At 32.1% G+C, this 10534-nt stretch carries 10 protein-coding genes and 1 rRNA gene; all 11 read left to right on the plus strand.

What is annotated here, in order from left to right; all coding sequences use genetic code 11:
• The coding region (locus B5E75_RS13350) for a transaldolase family protein (protein ID WP_275086223.1) at positions 1–243 on the plus strand (243 nt) is incomplete at its 5' end.
• 100 nt (positions 244–343) lie between these two features.
• Complete coding sequence (locus B5E75_RS13355) at positions 344–1996, plus strand: FAD-dependent oxidoreductase (RefSeq protein ID WP_087360203.1); 1653 nt, start codon at positions 344–346, stop codon at positions 1994–1996.
• A gap of 120 nt (positions 1997–2116) precedes the next feature.
• Positions 2117–2959 carry a phosphate ABC transporter substrate-binding protein gene (locus tag B5E75_RS13360; RefSeq protein WP_087360205.1) on the plus strand — a complete coding sequence of 281 codons (843 nt, stop codon included), beginning with the start codon at positions 2117–2119 and terminating at the stop codon, positions 2957–2959.
• A 222-nt stretch (positions 2960–3181) separates the two neighbouring features.
• Entirely contained in the window at positions 3182–4117 is a 936-nt protein-coding gene (gene pstC, locus B5E75_RS13365; protein WP_087360208.1) for a phosphate ABC transporter permease subunit PstC, read from the plus strand.
• A complete protein-coding gene (pstA, locus tag B5E75_RS13370; RefSeq protein ID WP_087360211.1) occupies positions 4107–4970 on the plus strand; it encodes a phosphate ABC transporter permease PstA in 864 nt (287 codons plus the stop codon). The genes pstC and pstA overlap by 11 nt, the downstream gene beginning before the upstream one ends.
• Before the next feature lie 14 nt (positions 4971–4984).
• Positions 4985–5740 carry a phosphate ABC transporter ATP-binding protein PstB gene (pstB, locus tag B5E75_RS13375; RefSeq protein ID WP_087360214.1) on the plus strand — a complete coding sequence of 252 codons (756 nt, stop codon included), beginning with the start codon at positions 4985–4987 and terminating at the stop codon, positions 5738–5740.
• 45 nt (positions 5741–5785) lie between these two features.
• The gene (phoU, locus tag B5E75_RS13380; RefSeq protein ID WP_087360217.1) at positions 5786–6445 is read left to right on the plus strand and encodes a phosphate signaling complex protein PhoU; all 660 of its coding nucleotides are present in this window, start codon (positions 5786–5788) and stop codon (positions 6443–6445) included.
• 11 nt (positions 6446–6456) lie between these two features.
• Complete coding sequence (locus tag B5E75_RS13385) at positions 6457–7146, plus strand: response regulator transcription factor (RefSeq protein WP_087360220.1); 690 nt, start codon at positions 6457–6459, stop codon at positions 7144–7146.
• Positions 7139–8824, plus strand: a complete 1686-nt coding sequence (locus B5E75_RS13390; protein WP_087360223.1) for a sensor histidine kinase — start codon at positions 7139–7141, stop codon at positions 8822–8824. The genes B5E75_RS13385 and B5E75_RS13390 overlap by 8 nt, the downstream gene beginning before the upstream one ends.
• Before the next feature lie 58 nt (positions 8825–8882).
• Positions 8883–10259: an FAD-dependent oxidoreductase gene (locus tag B5E75_RS13395; RefSeq protein WP_087360226.1), complete on the plus strand. Its 1377-nt coding sequence runs from the start codon at positions 8883–8885 to the stop codon at positions 10257–10259.
• A gap of 197 nt (positions 10260–10456) precedes the next feature.
• Positions 10457–10534 (plus strand): 16S ribosomal RNA (locus B5E75_RS13400); the annotation flags it as partial.

The following is a 10534-nucleotide window of genomic DNA, read 5'->3' on the forward strand; positions in this document are numbered from 1 at the left end:
CTGATTTATGAGTTATCAAATCGTATCATCATGGATAACTATGATACAAAGATTGTCGCAGCATCATTTAAAGGTGTTGAACAGATCAAGAATGCATTGAATAATGGAGCACAGGCGATAACAGCACCAGTAGGAATTTTAAAGCAGATATTCAAGAATCCAAACATAGAAAAAGCAGTGGATGATTTCAATGCTGACTGGTATAGTATGTATGGTGAAGGAAAAGGTATTTGCGATTTATAAGAATAAAGGTATTTTATGCTAGGCATAGAATACCTTTTTAAGCACAATCATTTACTTTGTATTGAAAAATATTTACAATGAATATAGGCGGGTGATAGAAATGAAAGTGGTTATTATTGGTGGTGTTGCTGCAGGGGCAACCACAGCAGCAAGACTGAGAAGATTAAACAAAGATGTGGAGATTATTATGTTTGAAAAAGGCAATTATGTTTCTTATGCGAATTGTGGATTGCCTTATTATGTGTCTGGAGAAATTCGTGAAAAAAGTGATTTATTGTTGATGACTCCTGAACTATTTAAAGAACGTTTTCAAGTGGATGTAAGAGTTGGCAGTGAAGTGAAAGCCATTGATCCAGACAATCAAACAGTTGCTGTATATAATCATATTACAGAAAAAACATATCAGGAAAGTTATGATCAGCTGGTGATTGCGACAGGATCAGTTCCCATTCGATTACCTATACCGGGTATTGATCATCCAGATATTCAACAATTATGGACGATTGAAGACTTTGTGAAAATCAGACAAATGGTTGAATTAAAAAATATTCAAACAGCTTGTATTATCGGTGGTGGTTTTGTAGGCATTGAAACGGCTGAAAATTTAAGAGAATTAAAAGTAGATGTAGATGTTGTAGAAAAAGGAGCACAGATTTTAAATAATCTGGATTTTGAAATGGTACAGCCTATTCATAAATATTTGAATAAAAAAGGTGTACATCTTTATTTAAATACAGAATTAATGGCTTTTGAAGATGATCATTCAAAAATTCAAGTGAAAACAGATGCATTTACAAAAAGTTATGATTTGGTTATTCTTTCTGTAGGTGTTAAGCCTCAAAGTGAATTGGCAAAACAAGCAGGTATTGCATGTAATCAACGTGGAGGTATTATTGTTGATGAACATTTGATGACGAATATTCCTCATATCTATGCAGTAGGTGATGTCATTGAAGTTGAACATTATATTAATCATCAAAAGACGATGATTCCTTTAGCTGGTCCAGCGAATAAAGAAGGAAGAATTTTAGCGAATCATTTAATGGGAGCCAATGAATCTTATCAAGGATCACTTGGCAGCAGTATTATTAAAGTGTTTAAGATGGCAGCAGCGAGTACAGGGTTCAATGAAAAACAACTACAAGCTCAAGGTCTCAAAAGACATCAGGATTATGAAGTGATTATTATTCAGCAAAAATCACATGCAGGATATTATCCCGGTGCAACACCTCTTACAATGAAAGTAATTTATGATTTACAACAAAAAATTCTAGGAGCACAGGTTGTTGGTTATGAGGGCGTGGATAAGCGTATTGATGTCATTTCAACAGCAATCCATTATCATGGAAAAGTGACTGATTTAAAAGATCTTCATATTGCTTATGCACCACCATTTGCATCAGCTAAGGATGCTGTGAATATGGTAGGATATGTAGCTGAAAATATACAAAATGGTTATGTCAAGTTGATGTTACCGGATGAATATCAACAACAAAAAGATCAGGTGATAACATTGGATGTCAGAGAGGATGAGGAAAGACAAGTGGGATATATTGAAGGTTCATATCATATTCCTTATGGTGAATTGACGAAACGTTATCAAGAACTAGATACAAATCAGACTATTGTCATCTATTGTGCTGTTGGAGTGAGAGCTTATAATTGTGCCAGAATATTAATGCAAAGAGGATATCAGAAAGTCTATGTGTTAAGCGGAGGTTTAGGATTTTATTTAGATTATTGTTATAAATAATCAAATTCTTTTACGTAATCTTAACAAATTTTATACAAAAATATGATTTTTCTACTATCTAAAAAGATATACACTATGTGTGTCAATAAAGACGAAGGATAAAAAAGGAAGGGTTAAAATATGAAAAAATTCTCAGCTTTATTATTAGCATGTGTATTAAGCTTTAGCTTAGTAGGATGCGGAAGTAATGGTGGCAGTGATGAAGGAGCTGCTGGAAGTGAAAATGTAAGTGGAACTGTTGCATTAAATGGTTCAACATCTATGGAAAAATTTGTGAATGGATTAAAAGAAGCTATTGTTGAAACTTATCCAGATTTACAATTAGAACCTCAGTTTACAGGATCAAGTGCTGGTGTTGAAGCAGTGACAAATGGAACTGCTGATATTGGAGATGTTTCAAGAGCTTTAACTGATGAAGAAAAAGCAGCTGGTTTAGTAGAAAACATTGTTGCTTTAGATGGTATTGCGATTGTCACTGATAAGGCAAACACAGCTTCAAATTTAACAACTCAACAATTAAAAGATATTTATACTGGTAAAATTAAAAACTGGAGTGAAGTTGGTGGAGCTGATCAAAATATCGTTGTTATTGGACGTGAAAGTGGTTCAGGAACAAGAGATGCTTTTGAAGAAATCTTAGATATCGCTGATCAATGTCAATTAGCTCAAACATTAAATGAAACAGGTGCAGTAGCTGCTGCGGTTCAATCTACACCAGGAGCTATTGGATATATTTCATTAGATGCTTTAAGTGATGATGTAAAAGCATTACAATTAGATGGTGTTTCACCAAGTGAAGCAACTATTAAAGATGGAACATATACTTTACAAAGACCATTCGTTATGGCTACAAAAGGTGAAGTGAGTAAACAATCTGCACAAGTTCAAGCTGTATTTGATTTCATTAACAGTGATGCAGGTCAAGAAGTGATTTCATCAGTTGGTTTAGTTTCAGCAAAATAATGAACAAGGAGGGAAACCTCCTTTTTTTGTTTGTAAAGAAAAGGTTAAAAAAATAAAGAGGAAAAATGATTAAAAACAAAGAAAAAGTGGAAAATATAATAAAAAAATAAAATACTTTACATAATCTTAACATTCTTTATACAAAATCTTGCTATTTCTTTTACATAAAAAGATATACACTAGCATTGATTTGTGGAGCTATAAAAAAGAAGGGGTTTAAATATGGAAAGAAAGACAATCAGTATTATTGCAAATAGAAAAACAAAATCAATGGTAGAAAAAACAGCTTCTGTTATTTTTATTTGTTGTGCAGTTGTTTCTATTGTAGCCGTTGTTGGTATTACGGCATATATGTTTGTTTCAGGGACACCTGCTATTTTTAAGGTTGGGTTAACTGAAATCTTATTTAGTAATGTATGGGCACCAACTGCGGCTGATCCACATTATGGTATTCTTAATATAATCTTAACATCAATTGTTGGGGTATTCTTTGCGATTTTGATAGGAGTTCCTATTGGAATTTTAACAGCTGTCAACTTAGCTGAAATTGCTAATCCAAAAGTAAGAAATATTATCAAATCAGCTGTTGAATTGTTAGCAGGGATTCCATCAGTCGTCTATGGACTTTTAGGAATATTAATTATCAATCCATTAATGTATCAATTAGAGTTGATGATTTTTGCTGGGTCAAAAACACATCAGTTTACTGGTGGGGCTAACTTAATTTCAGCTATTTTAGTTTTAGCAATTATGATCTTACCAACTTTGATTAACATCACAGAAACATCTTTAAAATCTGTACCAGATGATTATCGTAAAAGTTCTTTGGCGCTAGGTGCAAGTCAAATGCAGACGATATTCAAAGTGGTTTTACCAGCTGCTAAAAATGGGATTATGTCAGCGGTTGTTTTAGGAGTTGGTCGTGCGATTGGTGAAGCAATGGCTATCTTGCTTGTGGCAGGGAACTCAGTCAATTTCCCATTACCATTCAATTCAGTTCGTTTCTTAACAACTGGTATCGTTTCTGAAATGGGATATGCTTCAGGAACACATAGAGAAGTCTTATTTACAATTGGATTAGTTCTCTTTATCTTTATTTTAGCAATTAATTTAATTTTAACATTTATTTTAAAACGAGGTGGAGAAGATGGAAAATAGTATTTTTGATAAAAAAAGTAGATTAAGTGATAAAATCTTGAGTTTTCTCATTCAATTATCCACTTTTATTTCTGTTGGTTTATTGGTTGTGATTATTGGTTATATCTTAATCAGAGGTATTCCAAGTTTTGATTTTGGTTATCTTGTTAATACAACAAGTATTTTAAAGAATACAGTAGGTATTTTACCTAATATTATTAATACTGTTTATATGATTGTTGTGACTTTAATTATTGCAGGTCCAATCAGTATTGGTGGAGCTATTTATTTAAATGAATATGCTAAAAATAAAAAGTTTGTTGAAGTCATTTCATTTACAACAGAAGTTTTAGCAGGAATACCATCTATTATTTATGGTTTGTTTGGGATGTTGTTCTTTGGAAATTTCCTTGAATTAGGTTATTCCATTTTAACAGGGGCTTTGACTTTAGCTATTATGATTTTACCTATTATTTCTAGAAACACACAAGTTGCCTTACAGGCTGTCCCAAAAAGCTATCGTGAAGCCGCACTGGGAATTGGAGCAACAAAATGGTATATGATTCGTACAGTATTGTTACCAAGTGCTATTCCCGGAATCTTAACAGGTATTATCTTAGCAATGGGAAGAATTGTGGCTGAATCTGCTGCTTTACTCTTTACTGCTGGAAGTTTATCAATGTTACCAAGAGGATTGTTTGAACACTTGTTCTCAAGTGGTGGAACATTAACAATTCAGTTGTATTTAGAGATGGCTAAAGCCAATTATGAAGTAGCGTTTGTCATTGCGTTGATTTTGATTGTTGTTGTATTAGTATTGAATTTCTTAGCAAAATGGATTTCTAAAAGATTTGATGTCAATAAAATTGATTAAGGAAGGTTAAAAAAATGAGTGTAAAAATTAGTTCTAAAAATTTAAATCTTCATTATGGAGAAAAACATGCATTGAAAGATGTGAATTTAGATATTGTAGAAAATAAAATCACAGCATTTATTGGTCCTTCTGGATGTGGGAAATCGACATTCTTAAAGACTTTAAATAGAATGAATGATTATGTGAATAATGTAAAAATTGATGGTGAGATTACATTAGATGGAGAAAATATTTATGATCCACGTGTTGATACAACAGTGTTACGTAAAAAAGTAGGGATGGTTTTTCAGCAACCTAATCCATTTCCAATGAGTATTTATGATAATATTGCTTATGGACCAAGAATTCATGGTATTAAAAATAAAAAGAAATTAGATGAAATTGTTGAAAAAAGTTTAAAAGCTGCAGCTTTATATGATGAAGTTTCTGATCGTTTGCATACATCAGCGCTTGGTTTATCTGGTGGACAACAACAACGTTTATGTATTGCCAGATGTTTAGCAGTAGAACCTGAAGTGATTTTACTTGATGAACCAACAAGTGCACTAGACCCTATTTCTACTTTAAAGATTGAAGAATTATTGATGGAATTAAAAGATAAATATACGATTGCGATTGTAACGCATAATATGCAACAGGCATCACGTATTGCTGATTATACAGCTTTCTTTCTTGTTGGAGAAATGGTAGAATATGGTGAAACAAAAGACATTTTCTCAATGCCTAAGGATAAGCGTACAGAAGATTATATTACTGGTCGTTTTGGTTAAGAGTTGTGTTTTTTATAAAAAACAAATATAATGGAGGTATGGAAAATGATGAGAAAATTATTTGATGAAGAATTAGAAAAACTGAATGTTGATTTAACAAAAATGGGGCATCTTGTTGAATTGGCTATTGAAAATATGATTGATGCATTTAAACATCAAGATAAGACTTTAGCTAAAGAAATCATTACAAATGACCGTTTAATTAATGATATGGAAAGAACGGTGGAATCAAGAGCTTTTAATTTGATTTTACGTCAACAACCAATTGCGACAGATTTAAGAAATGTCACAACAGCTTTAAAAATTGTAACAGATTTGGAAAGAATTGGGGATCAGGCAGCAGATATTGCTGAAATTATTATGAATTTTGAAGGGGAACATGCTTATAGAACAGTTGAGCATATTCCAACAATGGCTAAAAAAGCAAAGATTATGGTCCATGAGGCGATTGATTCTTTTATTAAAAAAGATTTATCTACAGCTCGTTTGGTTAAGAGCATGGATGATGAAATAGATGCTTTGTTTGAAGAAGTCAAACAGGAAGTTATTGAAATTCTAAAGGAGAATAGTGAAAAAATTGATTATTGTATTGACTTTTTGATGATTGCGAAATACTTGGAAAGAGTAGGGGATCATGCTGTAAATATTTGTGAATGGCTAGAGTTTAATCAAACAGGGTCTGTCAATGATCAAAGATTGATTTAGGAGGTATAACAATGAACGAACGTATCTTTGTTATCGAAGATGATGAAAATATTCAGGAGATAGTCAAGCTATCTCTTGAGTCTAATGGTTATCAAGTGACATTATTTGATAATGCGATTGATGCTATTATTGAAATCAAAAGAGATGCACCAGATTTGGCTATTTTTGATGTCATGTTACCTCAAATGGATGGCATTTCTGCAGTCAAAAAGATTAGAGAAACAAATACAGAAATACCGATTTTAATTTTAAGTGCTAAAGATAGTGAAATTGATAAGATTCATGGTTTAGATAGTGGTAGTGATGACTATATGACAAAGCCATTTGGTGTTTTAGAGCTTTGTGCTCGTGTTCGTACATTGTTAAGAAGGGTTCATCCAAAGTCAAAAGTTTTAAGAACACCATCTTTGTCTATTGATAAATCAACACATGTGGTTAAACATAATCAAGAAGTGATGGATTTAACACATAAAGAGTATCAGTTACTTGTTTATTTAATTGAAAATAGAGAACGTGTTGTAGAAAGAGATGAATTATTGAATAATATATGGGGATATGATTTTATTGGTGAATCGAGAGCATTAGATGTGCATATTCGATCACTTCGTAAGAAGCTGAATGATGATGGAGAAAAATATATTAAAACAATTCGATCTGTAGGATATCGCTTTGTTGAAAAAGAGGAGGATAAATATGACTAAGTCTATCCTCCGTTATTTTATTGTTATTTTAATTGTTGCTTTGCTTAGCAGTTGTACCATTTCAGCTATGCTTGTTTCTAATAGTATTTTAGATACTACTGAGCATGATATGTTATATTCTTTAAAATTAATTGATTATGCTTTAGATTACAGTCAAAATCTTGATGAACAGATTGATGAATTGAATCCACTGGCATATAGTGATGATACACGTATTAGTGTCATTGATCTTCAAGGAAATGTTGTGGCAGATACGGCGAGAGATTCAATTTCAGAAAATCATTTAAATCGTAATGAGGTACAGGAAGCACTTCAAAATGGTGAAGGATATGCCCAAAGAAAATCAGAAACAACGCATGAAGATACGCTTTATGTAGCTTTATATAATCAAGGAGATTATATTGTTCGTCTTTCTATTCCTTATCATGGCATTACTGATTATTTGGCTTCGCTCATTCCAGCATTTGCATTAAGTAGTGGTATTTCTTTCTTTATAGCTTTTGTTTTATCAAGAAAACTGGCAATTACAATTTCTAAACCTATTATTGAAATTAGTGAAGGTTTAGATCGTATGAGTAAAGATTTTAGAGTTGATTTAAAAGATTATGATTATCAGGAATTTAATGTCATTGTTGATACGATTTATAATTTATCACATAGGCTACGTAAATCTATGCGTCAAGTGAAACTGGAAAGAATTAAAATTGATGAAATTCTTAAACAGATGAATGAAGGATTTGTTTTGTTAGATGAAGATTACCAGATATTAAGTATAAATGAAAAAGCAGCTTCTATTTTAGGAGATATGAAAGTCCATGATTGTATCTTTGATTATCTTTATTTTCCGGATATTATTCAGGCTTTGAAAAATAACATCATGAAGCAGCAGGTAGAAATAAAAATAGATCATAATATTTATGCTTGTTATATTTCGCGTGTGGATTTTGGGACAACTTTACTGTTTGTAGATATAACAGCATCTAAAAAAGCTGAAAAAATGCGTAGTGAATTTTTCTCTAATGTTTCGCATGAATTAAAAACACCAATGACTTCAATTAGAGGTTATAGTGATTTACTGGCACAGGGAGTTGTCCAAAATGATAGACAGAAACAAATGATGTTAGAAAAAATTCAAACTGAAGTGGATAGTATGTCGAGGTTAATCAATGATATATTAATGTTATCGAGATTGGAAAGTATGGATATTGAGGCAGAAATTATGCCATTAAAAATGAAAGGAATTGTCGATGAAGTTCTTGAAAGTTATGAGGTAGAAATTGCTAAACATGATATTCATATAGAATATGACTTTGATGAGATGACATATATGGGAAATCACCAGCAAATTTATACTTTATTAAATAATTTGATTGGAAATGCGATTAAATATAATAAAGATCATGGTCAAGTGTTTGTAGATATTGAAGCACAAGGTGATGGAATGAAGATTGTTGTAGAAGATACAGGAATTGGTATTCCGTTAGCTGATCAGGGGCGTGTTTTTGAAAGATTTTATCGTGTTGATAAAGGAAGAAGTAAACAACGTGGGGGAACAGGTCTGGGACTGGCTATTGTTAAACACATTGTTTCTAATTATAAGGGAACGATTTCTTTGAAAAGCGAACTCAATGTTGGAACAACGATTGAGATTGTTTTACCGCAGCAAAAGAGAAATTAGTTCTCTTTTTTTGTTTAAAATCAAAGTTGCTGGGTAAAATAGAACTTGGTGATGAAATATGAATCAGTCTTATTGGCAAGATACAACATCCTCTATAAAGTGTGAAAAGGTAACGGAAGATTTAGAGGTGGATATAGTCATTATTGGAGCAGGATTAGCGGGTGTTTCTTTAGCGTATCAGCTTAAGGATTTGCCATATCGTGTAGTCGTAGTGGAAAGAGGACAAGTTGGATTTCAAACAAGTGGACATACAACTGCTAAAATAACATCTTTACATGGGCAAATTTATCAATTATTGAAGAAACATTATGACATTCATTATGCACATTTATATTTTCTTTCTCAGGAAAGTGCTATTCAAGAAATAAGAGAAATTGTTCAAAAAGAACATATAGACTGTGATTTTTATGAAAATGATGCTTATTTATATACAGATGATCCACAATATGTATCTCTTATTCAAGAGATAGAAAATATATTGAAATCTTTTCGTGTGGAAACGATCAGTGATTCACAACATCTTGCTTCAATAGGTTTGAAACATCAAGCCGTTTTTCATCCATTAAAATATTTATATCAATTGGTAAAAATTTGTCAAAAAAGTGGAGTGAAGTTTTATGAGTATAGTCAAGTGAGTAAGGTAAAAAGAAAACATTATGCATTTGAAGTGAAAGTTGGTCAATATCAAATCCAATGTCAATATGTTGTTCATGCGACAAGGTATCCATTTATCAAAAAAGGAATGTATTTTGCTAAACTGTTTCAAACAAAAGAAAATATAGATTGTCGTTTGTATGATGGGAATTCAAGCCGTCTTTGTATAGATCAATCCATAAGTTATCGACCTATTAATCAAAAAGGGTTATATATAGATATTAAAAGTTGTGATTGGTATGCAATGGACAGTATTCCTTTAAGAGGAGTCCCTTATATTGGTGAAATAAAGCCACATACACATGAATATGTTATTTATGGATTTCAAAAATGGGGTATGACTTTATCTCAAGTAGCAGCAAGACTCATTAAAGATTGTATTATACATCAGCAAAATCCTTATCGTAGTTTATATAGTTGTCAATATTTTTCAATAAGCTTTGCAAAAGAGTATCAAAAAGAACTGCTTCAATCGTATTATAAGGGTTATATTGGTTTGAGATTTCACTATGAAGAATTGAATCAGATGTCGTATGAAGAAGGGAAAATTGTGAGAATTGGAAGTAAATTAAGAGCAGTATATAAGGATAAGGTTGGAAAATGTCATATATTTTCTCCGTATTGTCCCCATATGAGATGTATTTTGCAGTTTGATCAAAAAGATAAAATATGGATATGCCCTTGTCATCAATCAACTTTTACAGCTTTTGGTAAGCTTATTGATGGGCCTAGTTTATCTTCTATGAAGGAAACAAAAGAAAACAGAAAGAAAAAACATTGATGGAAAGGGTGAAAAATAGAAAAGATGAAAAAAAGTAAAAAAAAGGGTTGCAAAGGGGAGGAATAGATGATATTATAGATGAGCACTCGAGAGAGAGGGCGACAGGAACATTGAAAACTGAACAGTAAACACGTCAATAGAAAAGAAAGAAACAAGAAGAGTCAAGAAGACATGAAATTGTCTGAAGATAGAAAAGGACAATGGAGAGTTTGATCCTGGCTCAGGATGAACGCTGGCGGCGTGCCTAATACATGCAAGTCGGACGCAATGCTTCG

This window comes from Massiliimicrobium timonense, from assembly GCF_002160865.1.
In the GTDB taxonomy this organism is placed as follows: domain Bacteria; phylum Bacillota_I; class Bacilli_A; order Erysipelotrichales; family Coprobacillaceae; genus Allocoprobacillus.